This window comes from Bradyrhizobium sp. NAS80.1, assembly GCF_001908205.1.
Classification (GTDB): Bacteria; Pseudomonadota; Alphaproteobacteria; order Rhizobiales; family Xanthobacteraceae; genus Bradyrhizobium.
The window spans coordinates 1-631 of sequence record NZ_LGHL01000530.1; the positions used below are offsets into that span (position 1 = coordinate 1).

Below are 631 nucleotides of genomic sequence, written 5' to 3' on the forward strand. Positions count from 1 at the left end.
CGAACAGCGGCTCAGATCGCGCACAACTTGCCAATATGGCCAGGCAGGCGAAGGCTGTTCTGAAGACTGAGACGCTCGAGGCCGTTGCCGATCGCGGCTCCTTCAGCGGTCCGCAGATCCTCGCCTGCCACGAGACCGGCATCACAGTAACTCTGCCCAAGCCGATGACTTCGGGCGCCAAGTCGGACGGACGCTTCGGGAAGCAGGACTTTGTCTATTTGCCGGAGGAAGACGCCTATCGTTGTCCGGCCGGGGAGCGATTACCGTATCGCTATACAAATGAAGAAGCCGACAAGATGCTCCGGCGCTACTGGACCAACGCCTGCAAGAATTGTTCGATCAAACCCCAGTGCACGCCCGGGTCAGAGCGCCGGATCACGCGATGGGAGCACGAGGATCTGCTCGACGCCGTGCAGCAGCGGCTCGATGCGAGCCCGCTCGCTATGCGCCTTCGTCGCGAGACTGTCGAGCATCCGTTCGGCACGATGAAGGCACGCATGGGAGCGACGCACTTCCTGACCCAAACGCTCCCAAAGGTAGCCGCCGAGATGGCCCTCTCGGTTCTGGCCTATAATCTGACCCGAGCAATGAATATCCTCGGGATCAGGCCGCTGATCACCGCGATCACGGC

Annotated in this window: 1 protein-coding gene; it reads left to right on the forward strand. The window is 61.3% G+C overall.

Features of this window, described 5'->3' with window-relative positions:
* A partial coding sequence (locus AC629_RS44685; RefSeq protein WP_143199985.1) for a transposase occupies positions 1–631 on the forward strand: 631 nt, incomplete at both ends.